The organism is Undibacterium sp. CCC3.4 (assembly GCF_034347425.1).
Lineage (GTDB): Bacteria > Pseudomonadota > Gammaproteobacteria > Burkholderiales > Burkholderiaceae_D > Undibacterium.
The window spans coordinates 1,907,709-1,925,374 of record NZ_CP133779.1; the positions used below are offsets into that span (position 1 = coordinate 1,907,709).

A 17,666-nucleotide genomic window follows, 5' to 3' on the forward strand; every position below is an offset into this window, starting at 1 on the left:
GCGAATGTCGTTCGCGCCCTGTCAGGCGTGGCTGTGCATGGAGGTGAAGAACGCGAATTGTAGATAAAAACAGTCAATTTTAACTGATCGCATGCGTCCACCTATAGATAAATTACTTCGTCTGGTCTCGGCCAGCCGTTTATTGTTCGGTTCCCGTCGGGTTTCACGCGCCGTTTCTTTGTCCGCCCTGTTTTGCGCCGTTTGCGCGGTCGGTGCAGCGGCGGTCGCGCCTTTGGCACCAGATGCCTCCGACTTGCCGGTCAAACGTATTCACACCGACTTGCCCTTACCATCACTCGATGAACAAATCGCCGCCTTGGCTGCCAATGAGCAGCATTTCGTGCGCGAAGAAAATGTACGTCGCGGCGATACCCTGAACGCCTTGTTATTGCGTTTAGGCGTAGATGATGATGAGGCGAATCAATTCATTAAATCGGACGCCGTGGCCCGCAGTCTGTTGCAATTACGTATAGACCGAGCGGTGCGGGCAAAGACGAACGAGGAAGGCGAGCTGGAATGGCTGCAAACCACGGTCATCGATGGCCCAGATAAAACCGCGCGTAACCTCGAAGTCAAACGCGATGCGGCCGGCCACTTAGTCGCCAGCACCAGCGCAGCCACCTTAGAGCGGCGTGTGGAAATGGCATCGGGCAGTATTTCATCGTCCTTGTTTGCTGCCACCGACGAAGCCAATATTCCCGATAATGTTTCGACCCAAATTATCGGCATGTTTGAAACCAACATCGATTTCCGAAAATTGCAGCGTGGCGATCATTTTAATGTTGTGTTTGAAACTTTTTGGCAAGATGGCCAGATGGTCAAGAGCGGCCGTGTACTCGCCGGTGAATTCAGTAATGCTGGCAAGGCCTACCAAGCGGTGTGGTTTGATGAAGGGGCCGGGCAGGGTGGTTACTACACCTTTGACGGCAAGTCGCTGAAGAAAGCTTTCCTCAAGTCACCATTGGAATTTACCCGTATTTCTTCGGGTTTTTCGATGCGCCTGCATCCGATTTCGGGACAATGGAAACAGCATAAAGGCGTCGACTTTGCCGCCGTGGTCGGTACACCCATCCGTGCCACCGCCGATGGCGTGGTTGATACGGCAGCGATGAGCGGCGGTTACGGCAACCTGGTCGTGATCAAGCACTGGTCGAATTACAGCACCGCGTATGCACACATGAGCCGTTTTGCCGCTGGTATACGCAAGGGTTCACGCGTGAGTCAAGGCGAAGTCATCGGCTATGTCGGTACCACCGGCTGGTCGACCGGTCCGCATTTGCATTATGAATTCCGCGTCAATAACGCGGCGCGTGATCCGTTGTCGGTGGTGGTGCCGGATGCGCCTGCATTGGCCAGCAATGAAACCGCGCGTTTCAAAGCGGTGGCCGGTGACATGCATCATCGCTTCAATTTAATGCGGCCGGAACGAGCCGAAAGTATTAACGTAGCAGCGCGCTGAGTCATTTTCTTGCGCTGGTCGGGCCGAACCCAGGTTCGGCCTTTTTTTATTCTTGATAGACGCAATTTCACATGCACCTTGATGACGCACTGTATATCGGTTTGATGTCGGGCACCAGTCTCGATGGGGTCGACGGCGTGTTGCTGCGCTTGCCAGAACATGCCACTGGCGAGCTTGAAATTCTGGCCAGTAGGCATTTGCCTTTCGATGCCGCGCTGCATGCGGCAGCACTGCAATTGCAGCAGCCAGGGCCGAATGAAATCGAACGCGAAGCCGAGCTGGCCAATGCCATCGCGCGCATCTATGCCGATTGCACGGCGGCTTTGCTGCAGCAGCATCCGGCGCAGAATGTGCGTGCCATTGGCGCGCATGGGCAAACGATACGGCACCGGCCGGAAGCCGGGTTTACCCGTCAGAGTTTGAATGCGGCTTTGCTGGCGGAATTGAGCGGCATCGATGTCGTGGCCGATTTTCGCAGCCGCGATGTCGCCGCCGGCGGCCAAGGCGCACCCTTGGTACCGGCCTTTCACCGCGCTTTGTTCGGTGCGCCGGGCGCATGCCGGGTGGTGGCGAACATCGGTGGCATTGCCAATGTCAGTGTGCTGGCCGCCGACGGCAGTACCAGCGGTTATGACACCGGGCCTGGCAATGTGCTCATGGATTACTGGATTGCTCAGCAGCGCGGCGAACCTTACGATGCCGACGGTGCTTGGGCCGCGCAAGGCCAGATTTGTGCCGGTCTGTTGGCGCGCATGTTAACTGAACCCTACCTGCAACTGGCCGCACCGAAAAGCACCGGGCGTGATTTATTTCATGGCGCTTGGTTGCAGCAGCATTTACTGCATTGGCCTGCGGTGGCGGCCGTTGATGTGCAGGCGACCCTGTGCGCCTTGACCGCGCACAGCCTGGCTGCCGCTATCAGTAAGGAAGTCAGCGCCGTGTATGTGTGCGGCGGCGGTGCTTATAATACCTGCTTGATGACGATGCTGGCACAGGCCATCCAAGACCAAGGCGGGCGCGCCAGCTTACACAGCACGGCGGCTTTGGACATGGATCCGGAGCAGGTGGAAGCGTGCGCCTTCGCATGGTTGGCGCAGCAATTTTTTCAGCGCGAGCCGGGAAATCTGCCGGCAGTGACCGGTGCGCGCGGCGGGCGTGTCCTCGGTGCTTTATATCCACGCTAATCTCCACGCAGTTGCCGACACCGGCACCTGCCAACTCCACTGGGATTGATCAACGATGAGTCACAACTTACTTTCTCCGCGCCGACAATTGGCGGCAAATGGTCCGGATTTTTCTCGTATTGTGCTCGGTTTATGGCGCCTGGCTGATTGGAATATGACGCCGCAGCAGCGCGTTACTTTTCTCGAAGAGGCGCTGGCGCTGGGGATCACGACGATCGATCAAGCCGATATTTACGGTGACTACCAAAGTGAAACCTTGCTGGGTCAGGCCGTGCAACTGGCACCATCCTTACGTCAGCGTTTGCAGTTCGTCAGCAAATGCGGCATCAAATTGGTGTCGTCGGCGCGGCCGGCACATAGCCTGCAGCATTACGATACCAGCCGCGCGCATCTCATCGCCAGCGCCGAACATTCACTGCACGCCATGCAGATAGAGCAGCTCGACCTGCTGCTGATCCACCGGCCCGATCCCTTGATGGATGCCGATGAAATCGCTGCCGCCTTCAGTCATTTGCAAGACAGTGGCAAGGTGCGGCATTTCGGGGTGTCGAATTTCACGCCGGCGCAATTCGACTTGCTGGCAGCACGTTTTCCCTTGGTGACGAATCAGCTTGAATTATCGCTCATGCATTTGCAGCCGCTGCATGATGGCAGCCTCGATCTGTGTCAGCGCTTGCGTTGTGCGCCGATGATTTGGTCGGCACTCGGTGGTGGTGCCTTATTCGCTGAGCCAGCCACTCCCGCGGTTCTGCGGGTGCGCAGTGTCTTGGAACGTCTGGCCACCGAGTATGCGGTGTCGGTGACGACGGTGGCCTTATCATGGATCTTGCGCCATCCTTCACAGCCCTTGGTATTGACCGGTTCCGGTCGGGTTGCCGCTTTGCGTGATGCGGTACGCGCTTGTGATCTGGAACTGACACGCGAGCAATGGTTTGCACTCTGGAGCGCGGCGGCCGGTAAATCGGTCGATTGATTTTCAGAAAATTCCTACCACAAATTCATTCCTAGGTTGGCGCAGGCTGTTTAAAATCAGTTTTCATACTGATGAAAAAACGGTGTTTCTCTATCATGCGCAAACTGACTGTTTCTCTGTATTCGCCAAAGCGGCTGGTGGCCGCCGCACTGTATTGCGCCGGCGGTCTACCGGCGTATGCCAGTGAGCTCACGCTGTATGGCGTCATCGATGTCGCCATGCGTTATGATAGCAAGGCGCAGCGCAGCGAGCTCGGTAGTGGCCAAATTCAAGGCAGTCATTGGGGGCTGCGCGGGCGCGATGGCTTAGGGACTGACAGCAGCTTGATCTTCGCACTCGAGGCCGGGTTTAACCCCGATGACGGCCGCAGCGGCCAGCAATCGCGCCTGTTCGGCAGTCAGGCTTGGCTTGGTGTCGAAGGCCCGGCCGGCAGCTTGCGCCTTGGTCGCCAGTATGGCGTCATGTTCGATGCCATGTCGGCCATCGATCCATATGGCATAGCCAACGGCGATGCGATTTCCTGGCAGTACAATTTGTTCGGCTTGCGGTTTGATAATACGCTCAAATACCAGCAGACACTGGCGAACTGGCAAGTCTCCGTTGCCTATAGTTTTTCTGAACAAGCTGCGAACAGCCGCGCCGGCCGAACGCTAGGACTCAGTCTGGCACGCGATTTCGGCGGCGTGCTGGCTTATGCTGCCTGGCAGAAAAGTGCCGATCTGGATGGCCGCAGCGCCAGTGCCGCCATGCTCGGCGCGACCGCCGAGTATCGTGCAGTCAAATTGTGGGCCGGGTATTTGCAACTGCGGCGTGAGCAGGGTTTCCTGCAGTGCAGCGCGGTCGTTACGCCAGGTTCAGTGGCGGCTCCTTGCCATGCAGAGCCACTTGCCAATGCCAGTTTTGCAGCGGGTTTCGCCAGCGGCGCTGCCGTCACAAACTACCTGCAGTTCGCACTCAGTTATCGGCTGCAGCCGCAGCTCGAAGTGGTGGCTGCTTTCATGGAAGACCGCACGGCGGTGGCCGGCAGCGAAGGCCGATTCGGGCGGCGCAGTCGCTATCTGATGCTCGATTACGCCTTATCTTTACGCACCGATTTGTATGCGGCCATCGATCATAGCCGGCTCGACACGGCCGGCTTGGAGCACCCGGCTTATGAGGCGCAAAACGATGGGGCCAAGGGCTACCATATTGGCTTGCGCCACCGCTTCTGACGCGCATTGTTTGACCGCGCCGCGCTTGCCTAATAGTGCAGAGTGCGTTTGTTGGTGGGCGCGCTGTCGCGTACCACCAAGCTGACTGGCAAGACTTGTTGTTGCGGCGTATCTCCATGGTTTTGCAACAGTAAGCGCACGCCACTGGCACCGAGTTTTTCTTTATCGATACGTATCGTGGTCAACGGTGGATGGGCGAGTGCGGCGGCGGCGATATCGTCGCAACCGACGATGGCGATGTCGTTTGGAATGCGGATGCCGGCATCGATGCAGCAGCGCATTGCAATCAGTGCGCAACTATCGTTGTAGCAAACTATCGCATCCGGGCGTGGCAGCAGCGTCAGCAGGTGGTGCACCGCCTCGGCCACTGCTTGTTCCAGATCGATGATGTGCGGCAGGACGATTTCGAGCTCGGGGTCGGCCAATAAGCGCGCTTCAAACAGCGCTTTGCGAAAGCCGCGGGCGCGTTCGCCGACGCTGTAGTGTGCCGGCGAACCCGATAACCAAGCGATGCGACGCCGTCCGCTGGCCAGCAAATGGCGGGTCGCCAAGTAACCGGCCATCTGGTTATCGGGATTGACAGAATCAAAGCCTTGCACGCAGGTGTCGATCAAGGCTATCGGTTTTTGCGTAGCGCGCAGCAATGATAATAACTCGGTTTCAAAATAGCCGGCACACAGTATGGCATCGGTGCCGTGGCGTTGAATTTGCTCAAGTACCGGATCGGCCGGGCCGATCGCCATGAAGGAAGGCACAATGCCGTAATGTCGACAAATTTCTTCTACGCCGTGCAGCATGGGTGAAAAAAACGGGCTGCTCGCCAAGGTATTATGTTGCCTATGCAAGAGAAAGCTCAAGCGTCTGATTTTGCGTGGCTTGAGTTTGCCAAAATCGTAGTTCAGTTCATGTGCGATGCCGACGATAAGGCGGCGGGTTTGCTCGGTTAATCCGGTTTGATTTTTCAGTGCGCGTGAGACCGTGCCGATGGAAATTCCAGCCGCTTTGGCAATGTCGCGCACGGTGGTGGCTGCCTCGTGCCCAGCTTCATGCTTAGTCATGTCGTACATACCGGTTCGGTTGACGCGCAGCGAGTCGGTATGCCAGCTTGACCGGACCGAGCTGGTACGGCCGCAGCCTCAGGTCGTTGATGAGCGGAAGAAAATACCCAAAGCTGAACATACATTGCTCCAATCGAGTCATTACTAAGAGGTTGTTTTTTATCGGTTTTCGGCTCGATTTATATCTGTCTGAAAAAGGCAAGTCAATCAAATGCCATACTGTGCAGATAGTTTATTGTGTTTAGTAAAATGCATTACAACTGACGGCTGGCAAGCTGGTCGGACGTAGGGGGATAGGGGAGGTGACGCTAAGTCATCAGTCAGTGAACAATGGCTGGCTTATCGGACAAATCCGTGTAAATTTTTTATAAAACTAGGATTAATTTTAATAATGTATTGTTTTCTATCTGATATAGATGCATTTCAGCATTTAATTGGCCTAGTCTTTTTTTGCGTCAGTGTGTCATTTATGCCGCATGCGCAGCGGCAAATTGATTCGGCAGATCCTGTGTTGTTTTTGCCTTTTTGCCGGTATTTCTCTCGATAATCGCCATTAGCTGGTATACAATTATTGCAACATTTTAATCTACGCTGCCTGAGCCCGTACTTGCGCAGATGTGGTGGCGTTGCCGGTATTCGGGGTTTGGCCTACCCTGTGTGAGTGCTGAAGGAAACGATGCCGTGAATGTTTTCCCCTTGTCCCGCCGCCTCTTTTTGCGTGCTCTCAGTCCCACTGCGGCAAGCTCGCAATGGCGTGAAAGTATACTTTCTTCCATTTTGTTATACGTGCTCGTGCTCGGCACACTGGCAGCCATTCCCAGCATACTGTTGGCCTTCAGCGAACGCTTGTGGTCGCTCATTGCAGTCGATCTGCTGGCGCTGGCGTGGGTGGCAGCGACGCTGATTTCGGCGACCCTGAGCTTTCGGGCACGCGCCTGGCGCTTCCTGATTCTGGTTTATTTGCTCGGCATTTACTTCCTCCTCAAGGTCGGGGTAACCGGTTTGATTTACCTGTTGGCGTTTCCCGTCATGGTGGCATTTTTTTGCCGCTTGCGTGAAGCCGTCGCGGCCCTGTGTTTAGCCGTGGCGACGTTGCTCGTGATCGGCTATTTCGATATGGCTAACATCGGCGATATCGGTGTGCACGAGACGGCGTTTCGCCATTGGCTGATCGTTATCATCAATTTTTCCTTGGTTTGTGCAGTGTTATCGATTTCTTGTGGCGTTTTGTTGCGGCGACTCGAAATCTCGCTCAATCATCAACAATTGATCAGCCAATCGCTGCTCGATGGGCAGGCATCGCTGCGTGTGGCCAATGAAGACTTGCGTCTGACTGTAGCCGCAGTAGCGCGACTGACCGATATTGTCGTCATCATCGAAAACGATGCACCGATGTATCCCGTTGGCAATGCTTCCGGGGCTACCCCGCATTTGTGTATCGTCTTCGTCAATGAAGCATTTGAACGCCAAACCGGGTACTTGCGCAGCGAAGTACTCGGGCGCATGCCGCACTTTTTGAGTGGACCCGAAACGCAAATAGCCGAGCTTGACAGACTGCGTGCCGCCCTCGTCGCGCTCGCGCCGGTGCATCTGGAACTGATCGTGTATACCCGCGTCGGCCAGGCATTTTGGTTGGAGGCCGATCTGGTTCCGCTGGCCAATGAGCGCGGCGAATTCACCCATTGGGTGGCAACCGGGCGCGATATCAGTGAACGTAAAACAGCCGAAGCCGATATTCACCGCTTGGCGTATTTTGATTTCTTGACCGGTTTGCCGAATCGTCGTTTGCTGTTGGACCGGCTGGGAATGATACTGGCCAGTGCGCGCCGCAGTGGCCAAGTCAGCGCAGTGTTGTTCATTGATCTCGATAATTTTAAGATGATCAATGATGCACGCGGCCATGCGGTCGGTGATGCTTTGCTGCAGCAAGTCACGCAACGTTTGTTGGCTTCGTTGCGCGAGAATGATACGGTGGCGCGTATCGGCGGCGATGAGTTCGTGGTCTTGCTGGCCGATATTTCACACGAGGTGCAACATGGCGCGCAGATCGCCTTGCATGTGGCGGAAAAAATTCGTGTATCGATGAGCGAGTTATTTGATGTGCGCGAATTTTTGTATGCCGTCACCTGCAGCATAGGCGTGACCTTGCTGCCGCATGAAGAGCAGAGTGCCGACGATGTGCTGCGCGAAGCTGACACCGCCATGTATCGCGCCAAGGCCGGTGGTCGCAACCAGATTGCTTTCTATGAAGCCGGCATGCAGCTGGAGATTGAACAGCGCTTGACGATGGAGCGCGAACTCGGCCAAGCCTTGGGCAAACAAGAGCTGCAAATGTATATGCAGGCACAGGTAGATAGCCGTGGCCATCCGGTTGGCGCTGAATTGTTGATGCGCTGGCATCATCCTCTACGCGGTATGGTGTCGCCGGCCGTATTCATTCCGCTGGCCGAAGAGTCCGGTCTCATTATCGAGTTGGGCGATTGGGTCTTGCGCGAGGCCTGTCGCAGCGTGTTGGCACTGACGGCGGCCGGTTGGCAGATACCGGTCTCGCTCAATGTCAGTCCCAAGCAATTTCGACAAATCGATTTTGTTGACAAGGTCAGACGCATGCTGGCCGATAGCGGTGCCGATCCACATCGCTTGATCTTCGAGGTTACCGAAGGATTATTGATCGATAATTTGAGTGAAACCATCGCGCGCATGCGAGAGCTGACCCAGCTTGGCATTCGTTTTTCCATCGATGATTTCGGCACCGGTTATTCGAGTTTTTCTTATCTGAAAAAATTGCCTTTGTATGAATTGAAAATAGACCGCAGTTTTGTCCGTGACATTCTCGATGACCAAAGCGGTATGGCAATCGTCCAATCGATTTTATCGATGGCCGAGCACCTCGGCTTACGTGTGGTGGCGGAGGGAGTGGAAACGGTGCAGCAAGCGGAATTTTTGATTGCCAACGGTTGCGCTTCGCTGCAAGGGTTTTTGTACTCTCAACCTATGCCGATGGCATTGTGGATAGAGCAACAAGCACTGCGGAGCGTACTGATTTGAACTACGCGATGTCGCCGGTGTTTGTGCCGGCAATGCCTTATCATCCTTATGGTGTTTGGCGATGGCGGCGAACAACGCGCTGGCCGCAGCGGTAAGTCAGCATCAGACTGCGGCTGTTAAGGCGTGGTCTGAAACGTCGCCTGCATCCAGTCGATGAAAATCTGTACTTCGGGACGCAGGCTCGGCTGTGCTTCGTGCACCAGATGGTAGGCGTGCGGCGGCGTGGCCAGTTGGGTATCGAACAGCCGAACGACTTCGCCGCGTTCTATCAATTCTTGGGCAAAATGCTGGCGCGTCAAACCGACACCATGGCCGTGCTTGACTGCTTCGAGCAACAAACCCAGATCATCGATGCGTAAGCCGTGAGTCGGTTCGGCCCAGTCGAGTGCCGCGACTTCAAACCAAGGCTGCCACGGCTCGAGCGCGGAACGCAGCAGGCGCGCGTGGCGCAGGTCGGCCGGCAGCTTGATCGGTGCGATCGATTTCAAATATGCCGGGCTGGCAACGGCGAAACTCGGTTCGACGAATAATTTTTTAGTCACCAAATTCGGGTATTCACCGGCACCGAAACGCACTTCCACATCGCTTTCCGATAAGCTCAGATCATACAACGGCACGAACAGATAGACTTCGATTTCGATATCGGGATAGCGGCGCGCAAAGTCGGCCAGGTGCGGCATGAACATATAGCGTGCAAAGGTAGGCGGGACGGTCACCTTGACGCGCATCTGATGCTGCGGCACTTTATTGGGCAGCGGGAAATCTGCCAAGGCGCGCAAGGCATTTCTCACCACATCGAGATAGCGTCGGCCGAATTCGGTCAAGGCCACGCTGCGGCCCTCGCGCACGAACACGCGTTCGCACAGATGTTCTTCTAACAAGCGTATGCGATGTGATAAGGCCGATGGCGTGATGCAAAGCTCTTCGGCCGCGACGGCAAACGAGCCGAAGCGGGCCGCTGCTTCAAAAGCGGAAAGTGCGTGAACCGGGGGTAATCTGGTGGCCATTCTGTATCCTGATGTGGGTTCGGCCGGGGCAAAACCATGCGCTGTATAAGTATGCCGACTATTATGATGCGTTGCGGCGGTTTTTGGCTTATGCTCAGCGACTTCTCATCAAATTATCTACATTATGGGCAATCGACTCTCAAAAATTGCAACACGGACCGGCGACGCCGGCACCACCGGCCTGGGCGACGGCAGTCGCGTCGACAAAGATGGCTTGCGCGTGCACGCCATGGGCGATGTCGATGAACTCAATTCGCACATCGGTGTGCTGTTGTGTGAATCCTTACCGGAACAATTGACACATGAATTAATGTCGATACAGCACGACTTGTTCGATATGGGGGGCGAGTTGTGCATACCCGGTTATACCCTCATCACCGAAGCGCAAGTCATACGGCTCGATGGTTTACTGGAAAAATACAATGCCGATTTGCCGCCGCTGCAGGATTTCATTCTGCCTGGCGGTTCGCGCGCGGCCGCTATCGCCCATGTCTGCCGTACCGTATGTCGCCGTGCCGAACGCGCCCTCGTTACTTTGGGTAAAAGCGAAAACGTGGCAGAGCATCCGCGTCAGTATATGAACCGCTTGTCGGATTTATTGTTTGTTTTGTCGCGCGTGCTCAATCGTTTCAACGGCGGCAATGATGTCTTGTGGGAGCACGGGCGCGCACGTTGAGCGCGCGATTTCAGCGTTGACCGTGGCGTTCCAGCAGGCGCGCCAAGGCGGCGCGCAGCGCTTGGTTTCGGCTGCTGTCTTCGATGTTGCTGGCCAGCTTGCCCAGCGCTTGCAAGGCGATGCCGGAGAGCGCCAATTGCTTCGGTGGTGGGGGTTTGTCAACCATGCGGCTGACTTGTACTTTGATACGGATTGCGTTAATCTGCCAACCACGCTCTTGTAAGTTGCTCTGTAATTTAGGGCATTGTTGCTTGAGCTTGGTTGCCAGCGCGGCATTGGCGGCCGACAGAGTCAGCAAGCCTTCACTGAGCTGCATGATTTCGCAGCTGTCAAAAATAGCCGGTAGCAGCGCCGCACAATCTTTTTGCAAAGATGAGTTGCGCTGTATGGTAGGCAGCAGCGGCGAAATCGAGGCGTTGCTGCGTAAAAAGTCAACCGCACCATGTACGATTTTCGGCGTATGGCTGCGGCGAATATTGATGGTTTGCGTCGTGCCGGAAAGTCGGTAGCGGTCGGCTGCAGCGACTTGGCTGCCCCGCGGCTTGGCGCGATAAGAAGGAGGTGCAGATGTTGACATGGCCTATACCTTACCACAAACTGATTGCGTCGGCCCCGGCTGGCGTGACTGAGGATTAGTATCGATGCAAATCATTGTCATGCATGCGCGGTTTACCCAAGCCAAATCGGTGACTTTGTCGTCGCATCATCTGCTGTTGGCTGTGCTGGCTTTTCTGGTGCTGATGGTGGTAAGCGGCGCACTGATGGCAGCCTTGACCTTACGCTTGGCCAGTGCCGATGTGCCGGGCGTGCGGATGTTGCTGCCGCAAGCAAGTATGCTGAGCGGCGATGCGAATCAAAAAGACCGCTACCTGAAAGAAAATCTGGCGGCGATGGCCGTGAAACTCGGCGAAATGCAGGCGCAACTGATGCGTCTCGATGCTCTCGGCGAACGGGTGCAAGGCTTGGCCGGCGTTAAGCCGGAAGAATTCAATTTCAAAGAATTACCACCACGCGGTGGCCCGGAAATGTCCTCCGACACTTCGCATGCGCTCAATATGTCGGAGTTTCAGGCCGCCTTGGATGCGTTGCAGAAAGATGTAGAATCGCGCTCTGACTACATGAATGTGGTGGAAACCAATTTGATGGGTTTCAAAATCCAATCGAAATTATTGCCGACCGTGCAGCCGGTGAATGTCACCTACAATGCCTCCGGTTTCGGTTGGCGGCTCGATCCCTTTACCGGTCGCAGTGCCTTTCATGAGGGCATAGACTTTCCAGCTCCGACTGGTACGGCCATCGTGGCAGCGGCCGGTGGCGTGGTGGTAGCGGCCGAATTTCATCCGCAATTTGGCAATATGCTGGAAATCGATCACGGCGGTGACCTCATTACCCGCTATGCCCATACCTCGAAAATCTACGTCAAGCTCGGCGATATCGTTAAACGCGGCCAACATGTCGCCGATATCGGTTCGACCGGACGCTCCACCGGCTCGCATCTGCATTTTGAGGTGCGCATCAAAGACGTGCCGCAAAATCCCAATAAATTCCTCTCTGCCGGCGCGAACCAAGCGAAATTGTATGCATTGAGTCAAAAATAGCTTGAATTTGTGCATTAAGACACCAATTGCTGCAGTGTAGTCGGGTTTACATCGGTGTTTTTCCTGATCTGGACAGCGCAGCATGGTAAAATCGAGAGCTATCCCATAAGTTGCTGTGCAAGCAAGTTTTTGCCGCGGCGTTTTTCAGAATTTAACTTACCGTTCATAGCATGTCATTCCTGACCAAGATATTCGGCAGCCGTAATCAACGGCTCTTGAAGCAATACCAAAAGACGGTGCGTGACATCAACGCATTGGAACCCCAGCTGGAAGCCCTGTCGGATCAGGCTTTGCAGGCCAAAACGGCGGAATTCAAAGCGCGCGTAGCGGCCGGTGCCAGCCTCGACAGCCTGTTGCCGGAAGCGTTTGCGGTGTGTCGCGAGGCCAGTAAACGGGTGCTCAAGATGCGTCATTTCGATGTGCAGATGATAGGCGGCATGGTTTTGCATTTCGGTAAAATTGCTGAAATGGGTACCGGCGAAGGCAAGACCCTGATGGGAACGCTGCCGATTTACCTCAATGCCTTGTCGGGTGAGGGCGTGCATGTGGTTACGGTCAATGATTATTTGGCACAGCGCGATGCGGAGTGGATGGGGCAGCTCTACAGTTGGTTGGGGCTCACGACCGGTATTAATTTGTCGCAACTCGATCACGATGCCAAGCAGCTCGCTTACGGTTCCGACGTTACCTACGGCACCAATAATGAATTCGGTTTCGATTATTTGCGCGACAACATGGTGTTTGAAGCCAAAGACCGAGTACAACGTCGTCTCAATTTTGCCGTGGTCGATGAAGTCGATTCCATCCTCATCGATGAAGCGCGTACGCCGCTGATCATTTCCGGCCAAGCCGAAAATCATACTGAACTGTATTACAAAATCAATGAAGTACCGAAGCTGCTGACTCTGCAGATCGGTGAAGAAACCGCCGACGGCAGCGGAAAAGTAGACGTGCCCGGTGACTACACCAAAGATGAGAAAGCCCATCAAGTCTTGTTGACCGAAGCCGGTCATGACAAGGCCGAGCGCATACTGACGGAAATGGGTTTGCTACCGGAAGGCGCATCGCTCTACGATGCCGCCAATATCACGCTGATCCATCATCTGTATGCGGCGCTGCGCGCGCATGCTTTGTATTTCAAAGATCAGCATTATGTGGTGTTGGATGAGGAAATCGTCATCGTCGATGAATTTACCGGCCGCATGATGACCGGACGCCGTTGGTCGGATGGCTTGCATCAAGCGGTAGAAGCCAAAGAAGGCGTGCGCATTCAGAATGAAAATCAGACGCTGGCGTCGATTACCTTCCAAAATTATTTCCGCATGTATACGCGCTTGTCGGGCATGACCGGCACGGCCGATACCGAAGCGTATGAATTCCAAGAAATTTACGGCTTGGAAACCGTGGTCATTCCACCGAATCGGCCATCGCGTCGCCTCGATCGTCAAGATCAAGTCTACAAATCGGCGCAGGAAAAATACGGTGCCATGCTCAAGGATATACAAGATTGCTACGAGCGCGGTCAGCCGGTCTTGGTCGGTACTACCTCGATAGAAAATTCAGAATTACTGTCGGGCATCTTGAGTGAGGCGAAACTGCCGCATAATGTCTTGAATGCCAAGCAGCATCAGCGTGAAGCTGAAATCATTGCCCAAGCCGGCCGGCCGCAAGCTATTACCATCGCCACCAATATGGCTGGTCGTGGTACCGATATCGTGCTCGGCGGGAATGTCGCCAAGCAAGTGCAACTGATCGAAGCCAATCCTGCTTTGGCTGCTGCCGACAAGGCGACGCAATCGCAAACCTTGCGCGACGAATGGAAGTCGCTCAATGAGCATGTGGTGGCGGCCGGCGGTTTGCATATCATCGGTACGGAACGGCATGAATCACGCCGCGTCGACAACCAGTTGCGTGGTCGTTCGGGTCGTCAGGGTGATCCTGGCTCCAGCCGTTTCTATCTGTCGCTCGACGATCAATTGCTGCGCATTTTTGCCGGTGACCGCGTACGCGCGATCATGGAACGCTTGAAAATGCCGGAAGGCGAACCGATCGAAGCCGGCATCGTCTCGCGCTCTATCGAATCGGCGCAGCGCAAGGTGGAAGCACGTAACTTTGATATTCGTAAGCAATTGCTGGAATATGATGATGTTGCCAATGATCAACGCAAAGTGATTTATCAGCAGCGCAATGAATTGCTCGAAGCGCATGACATGACCGAGTTGATGACTTCCTTGCGTCACGGTATGTTCGCCGATCTGGTACACGCCCATGTACCACCGGAATCGGTGGAAGAACAGTGGGATGTGGCCGGTCTGGAAAATGTCTTGGCCAATGAGTGGGCGATCGACTTGCCATTGACGAAAATGTTGGCTGACGAAGCCAGCTTGAGCGGTGAAGACATACTCGAACGCGTGCTTGCTGTCGTCAATGAAGCGTATGAAGCGAAACTGAGCTTGGTCGGCAAAGAATCGTTTGCCGGTTTTGAGCGCAGCATCATGTTGACCGAGATTGACAGCCATTGGCGCGAACATTTGGCCGCGCTTGATCATCTGCGTCAGGGTATACATTTGCGCGGTTATGCGCAGAAAAACCCGAAACAGGAATACAAGCGTGAAGCCTTCGAATTGTTTGCACAAATGCTGACGATGATCAAAAACCAAGTGGTGCGTACGGTCGTGACAGTCAGAATACAGTCACGCGCTGAAATCGACGCCGCCGAACTGCAATTGGCGCAATCGCAGGTAGAGAATGTGCATTATCAACATGCTGATTTTGATGCCGATGCCACGCCCGAAGACATGCTGGCACCACAAGCTTTCAATGGCATCGAAGCACCCGAAGGCAGCTATGCCTTGAAAGTCGGGCGTAACGATGTCTGTCCTTGCGGCAGCGGTAAGAAATTCAAGCAGTGCCACGGCAAGCTGGCGTAAGCGCGTAGTTTGGTAAAAAAAGAGGCAGCTGCGGCTGTAATGCCGTTCAGTCTTAACTGAACGGCATTACTCATAAAGAGGGGAATTCAATGAAAAAATCGGGAAACTTGACAAGTTTCTCGATTTTTTTGAAATGCTATAAAAATTTTTGCAGAATAGCTGTCCGGGTGAGTGAAGTTTGAATTGATCTGCGCTTCCCTAAATGGATCGTCGCAAGCGACGATGGAAAAGACTCTGGATTATGACTATAGAAACCATCGGCGTAAGCACGATCGACGACACCGCAACGGATGCTGCTGTGCTGCGCGAAAAGCTGGTCGATGCCCTGACGCAGGGCTACCAAGTTGCGTTCGACCCCGACGAAGCCGAGCGCGCCGGTGCCTTCGTCGAAGATGCGTTGACCGAGCTGGACGCCGCAGAAAGCTGCGAGGATCTGGCGGAGGTCTGGGAAGAGCCGGCATTTTTAGACGACGACGGCCCGAGCGCCGACATCCCCCCTTTCATCACCATAAGCAATGCGCGTGAACTGTACGATCTTCGTCCGGGCGAAACTGTGTCCGAGGCTATTGCTCGGCGGGACGCCAAGGGGGCGTAAGCGATGTCAGTGAGCGAAGCAGTAGCCCGAGTTATCACGCGGCGGTTTGCCCGCTACCACTGAGGCGCACTTTATGACACATCCGATGACGAAATACGTGACTTTGGGCAATTGATGTACTGCTTTAGGGTGGACGGCGAGGTATAGCGCTGCCAAAATCTGTCCTCGCTCAAGCGATTTTCGCTTCGATTCCCTAAGTCCGACAGACTCCCGGATGAATTTTTGACACATTTATCGTTGATCATTTGGCGTGCGACAAAGCCCGCACGAGCATTAAGTGGCGCTGCTATTAATGGACTATAATAAAAGCCATCAGGAAGTTAAAGGTAGACGATTATGAAACTCAAAGTCCGCAGCAACTTGGGCAGGTTCAGTTCCCCGACAGTATTGAGGGGCGATGCCCCGTTTCTCGGCGCGACCGTTGAGGAATGGGATAAAGCGATTACTGGTAACATGGACCAGACCCTTGCCCAAGTCAAACTACTCGCAATGGGTAACGGTCCCAAGCGAGATGCTTCCAAGGCCACCTCGTTCGATCTGGCGAGTTTCGCCGGAAAACGTTTGGCCAACGCCAAATAATTTTCCTTCCTCTTACTTGAAAACGCGGTATTGACCGCGTTTTTTATATGTCCGACGAAAAAAAAGACAATACGCTCGATCTGCATGTGGTGGTGTTTGCCGGCCCGAACGGGTCTGGGAAGACCTCGTTGATCGACGAAATCAAGCAGACCGGTCTGGCCACCATACGAGGCGTCTACCCTCTTCCTGCCTACTTTATTAACCCTGATCAAGTGGCCAAGGATCTGCCGGGTGACTATCCCAACCAGAACGCCAGGGATGAGGCCGCGCAGAGAGCCGCCATGCGCATCCGCGCCGAGGCGACGGCGAGTAAGTTGCCTTTCGCCTTTGAGACCGTGATGTCACACCCATCGCGTATCAACGAAATGCTGATACTCAAAGAGCAAGACTACCGCCTGTTCCTGACCTTTATCACCACGGACAATCCGGAAAAGAACGTAGAACGGGTGACGCAGCGCTATGAAACGGGAACCACCACGGGGCACTACGTCGCGCCTGACAAGGTGCGCGAACGCTACCACCGCACGCTTGCGCTGCTCCCTCGCGCGGCCGAAATTGCCGATGCGGTCTACATCTACGATAATTCCGCCGATTTCGAGAAGCCCAAGTTGCAGGCCGTCATTGAGCGCGACGCGCAGTTCTCGGTCTCACCCGACGCGAAGGATTGGGTCATTCAGCGCCTGGTCCATCCGCTACAGCAGCGCGAGCGGGAATTAGGCCAACTGATCGCCACGCTTGAGAAGCACGGTCACCAGGTTGGCGACGCGGACGAGCTCAACGGGACCTATCAGGGTGCGGTTCTATTAAAGACTAGCTACTATCTGGCCCAGCTGGACGACTCAACCAAACAGGCCGTAATCCACGACCGGCTCATGCTAGACACCGGAAACAAAGGTGTCGACAACGCGCCGCCGACGTACAGTGAAAAAGAAAACCTGACGATCCAGTATTCGCAGGCGAATGCCCCACGAGTCGAACGCCACGGGAAAAGGCTTGATGTTAATCTTGATAGACGCGCGGACTGATAATGCTCAGGATTTTTTGTCTTGGTATGAAAATGAAGATCTGCATCCAGAATTAATTATCATTTTACCGGGGCGTCAGGGGCGGCTCATACAAGCCAAATTTTTTGAAAAGCTTTTCGATGTGATTGAGCCTTTGTCGGACATCATTAATAAACTCGTTGATGTCGACATTAAGGAAGCGCAGATTTAATCCAAGCGGTTTGTCCGCTGCCACTGAGGCGCACTGCTGTGTTGCCTTACGCTGTCAATAGTCGACTATTGACAGCGTAAGGCGCCTTGCATTGCATCCTCATTGGCAACGGCCAATTCCACTGCGATTAAAT

The 17,666-nt window shown here is 54.7% G+C and carries 15 protein-coding genes; 12 read left to right on the forward strand and 3 right to left on the reverse strand.

The window, feature by feature from the left end:
• Nucleotides 1-91 precede the first annotated feature (91 nt).
• From RHM61_RS08760 to RHM61_RS08775, 4 genes are all read left to right on the forward strand, one after another.
• The gene (locus tag RHM61_RS08760; protein ID WP_322250734.1) at nt 92-1,459 is read left to right on the forward strand and encodes a M23 family metallopeptidase; all 1,368 of its coding nucleotides are present in this window, start codon (nt 92-94) and stop codon (nt 1,457-1,459) included.
• 71 nt (nt 1,460-1,530) lie between these two features.
• Nucleotides 1,531-2,643, forward strand: coding sequence for an anhydro-N-acetylmuramic acid kinase (locus RHM61_RS08765; protein WP_322250735.1), 1,113 nt, complete (start codon nt 1,531-1,533; stop codon nt 2,641-2,643).
• 55 nt (nt 2,644-2,698) lie between these two features.
• A complete protein-coding gene (locus RHM61_RS08770; RefSeq protein ID WP_322250736.1) occupies nt 2,699-3,616 on the forward strand; it encodes an aldo/keto reductase in 918 nt (305 codons plus the stop codon).
• A gap of 95 nt (nt 3,617-3,711) precedes the next feature.
• Nucleotides 3,712-4,827, forward strand: a complete 1,116-nt coding sequence (locus RHM61_RS08775; RefSeq protein WP_322250737.1) for a porin — start codon at nt 3,712-3,714, stop codon at nt 4,825-4,827.
• Between the two features lie 29 nt (nt 4,828-4,856).
• Here RHM61_RS08775 and RHM61_RS08780 read toward each other — a convergent pair whose 3' ends face one another.
• Entirely contained in the window at nt 4,857-5,885 is a 1,029-nt protein-coding gene (locus RHM61_RS08780; RefSeq protein WP_322250738.1) for a LacI family DNA-binding transcriptional regulator, read from the reverse strand.
• 786 nt (nt 5,886-6,671) lie between these two features.
• Between RHM61_RS08780 and RHM61_RS08785 the strand changes: the two genes are divergently transcribed.
• Nucleotides 6,672-8,933, forward strand: coding sequence for a putative bifunctional diguanylate cyclase/phosphodiesterase (locus tag RHM61_RS08785; protein WP_322251073.1), 2,262 nt, complete (start codon nt 6,672-6,674; stop codon nt 8,931-8,933).
• Between the two features lie 116 nt (nt 8,934-9,049).
• On the opposite strand, the gene RHM61_RS08790 is transcribed toward RHM61_RS08785, so the two are convergent.
• Nucleotides 9,050-9,940 carry a LysR substrate-binding domain-containing protein gene (locus RHM61_RS08790; protein WP_322250739.1) on the reverse strand — a complete coding sequence of 297 codons (891 nt, stop codon included), beginning with the start codon at nt 9,938-9,940 and terminating at the stop codon, nt 9,050-9,052.
• Nucleotides 9,941-10,064: 124 nt separating this feature from the next.
• Between RHM61_RS08790 and RHM61_RS08795 the strand changes: the two genes are divergently transcribed.
• Nucleotides 10,065-10,616, forward strand: coding sequence for a cob(I)yrinic acid a,c-diamide adenosyltransferase (locus tag RHM61_RS08795; protein WP_322250740.1), 552 nt, complete (start codon nt 10,065-10,067; stop codon nt 10,614-10,616).
• A 10-nt stretch (nt 10,617-10,626) separates the two neighbouring features.
• On the opposite strand, the gene RHM61_RS08800 is transcribed toward RHM61_RS08795, so the two are convergent.
• Nucleotides 10,627-11,193: a DciA family protein gene (locus RHM61_RS08800; RefSeq protein ID WP_322250741.1), complete on the reverse strand. Its 567-nt coding sequence runs from the start codon at nt 11,191-11,193 to the stop codon at nt 10,627-10,629.
• Nucleotides 11,194-11,257: 64 nt separating this feature from the next.
• Here RHM61_RS08800 and RHM61_RS08805 point away from each other — a divergent pair, with 64 nt between their 5' ends.
• The 6 genes from RHM61_RS08805 to RHM61_RS08830 all read left to right on the forward strand — a co-directional run bounded on the left by RHM61_RS08805 (nt 11,258) and on the right by RHM61_RS08830 (nt 17,533).
• Nucleotides 11,258-12,214, forward strand: a complete 957-nt coding sequence (locus RHM61_RS08805; RefSeq protein WP_322250742.1) for a M23 family metallopeptidase — start codon at nt 11,258-11,260, stop codon at nt 12,212-12,214.
• A gap of 170 nt (nt 12,215-12,384) precedes the next feature.
• Nucleotides 12,385-15,144 carry a preprotein translocase subunit SecA gene (secA, locus tag RHM61_RS08810; protein ID WP_322250743.1) on the forward strand — a complete coding sequence of 920 codons (2,760 nt, stop codon included), beginning with the start codon at nt 12,385-12,387 and terminating at the stop codon, nt 15,142-15,144.
• A 241-nt stretch (nt 15,145-15,385) separates the two neighbouring features.
• A complete protein-coding gene (locus tag RHM61_RS08815) occupies nt 15,386-15,739 on the forward strand; it encodes a conjugal transfer protein TraD (RefSeq protein WP_322250744.1) in 354 nt (117 codons plus the stop codon).
• Between the two features lie 336 nt (nt 15,740-16,075).
• Nucleotides 16,076-16,318: a hypothetical protein gene (locus tag RHM61_RS08820; RefSeq protein WP_322250745.1), complete on the forward strand. Its 243-nt coding sequence runs from the start codon at nt 16,076-16,078 to the stop codon at nt 16,316-16,318.
• A 47-nt stretch (nt 16,319-16,365) separates the two neighbouring features.
• Nucleotides 16,366-17,343 (forward strand): zeta toxin family protein, encoded by a 978-nt coding sequence (locus tag RHM61_RS08825; RefSeq protein ID WP_322250746.1) that lies wholly within the window; start codon nt 16,366-16,368, stop codon nt 17,341-17,343.
• Complete coding sequence (locus RHM61_RS08830; protein ID WP_322250747.1) at nt 17,315-17,533, forward strand: hypothetical protein; 219 nt, start codon at nt 17,315-17,317, stop codon at nt 17,531-17,533. The genes RHM61_RS08825 and RHM61_RS08830 overlap by 29 nt, the downstream gene beginning before the upstream one ends.
• Nucleotides 17,534-17,666: the final 133 nt, after the last annotated feature.

Coding starts and splice junctions, on each gene's coding strand:
- RHM61_RS08830 (WP_322250747.1), top strand. CDS start 17,315: ATGTTAATCTTGATAGACGCGCGGACTGATAATGCTCAGGATTTTTTG.
- secA (WP_322250743.1), top strand. CDS start 12,385: ATGTCATTCCTGACCAAGATATTCGGCAGCCGTAATCAACGGCTCTTG.
- RHM61_RS08795 (WP_322250740.1), top strand. CDS start 10,065: ATGGGCAATCGACTCTCAAAAATTGCAACACGGACCGGCGACGCCGGC.
- RHM61_RS08765 (WP_322250735.1), top strand. CDS start 1,531: ATGCACCTTGATGACGCACTGTATATCGGTTTGATGTCGGGCACCAGT.
- RHM61_RS08815 (WP_322250744.1), top strand. CDS start 15,386: ATGACTATAGAAACCATCGGCGTAAGCACGATCGACGACACCGCAACG.
- RHM61_RS08820 (WP_322250745.1), top strand. CDS start 16,076: ATGAAACTCAAAGTCCGCAGCAACTTGGGCAGGTTCAGTTCCCCGACA.
- RHM61_RS08805 (WP_322250742.1), top strand. CDS start 11,258: ATGCAAATCATTGTCATGCATGCGCGGTTTACCCAAGCCAAATCGGTG.
- RHM61_RS08770 (WP_322250736.1), top strand. CDS start 2,699: ATGAGTCACAACTTACTTTCTCCGCGCCGACAATTGGCGGCAAATGGT.
- RHM61_RS08825 (WP_322250746.1), top strand. CDS start 16,366: ATGTCCGACGAAAAAAAAGACAATACGCTCGATCTGCATGTGGTGGTG.
- RHM61_RS08790 (WP_322250739.1), bottom strand. CDS start 9,940: ATGGCCACCAGATTACCCCCGGTTCACGCACTTTCCGCTTTTGAAGCA.
- RHM61_RS08760 (WP_322250734.1), top strand. CDS start 92: ATGCGTCCACCTATAGATAAATTACTTCGTCTGGTCTCGGCCAGCCGT.
- RHM61_RS08780 (WP_322250738.1), bottom strand. CDS start 5,885: ATGACTAAGCATGAAGCTGGGCACGAGGCAGCCACCACCGTGCGCGAC.
- RHM61_RS08775 (WP_322250737.1), top strand. CDS start 3,712: ATGCGCAAACTGACTGTTTCTCTGTATTCGCCAAAGCGGCTGGTGGCC.
- RHM61_RS08800 (WP_322250741.1), bottom strand. CDS start 11,193: ATGTCAACATCTGCACCTCCTTCTTATCGCGCCAAGCCGCGGGGCAGC.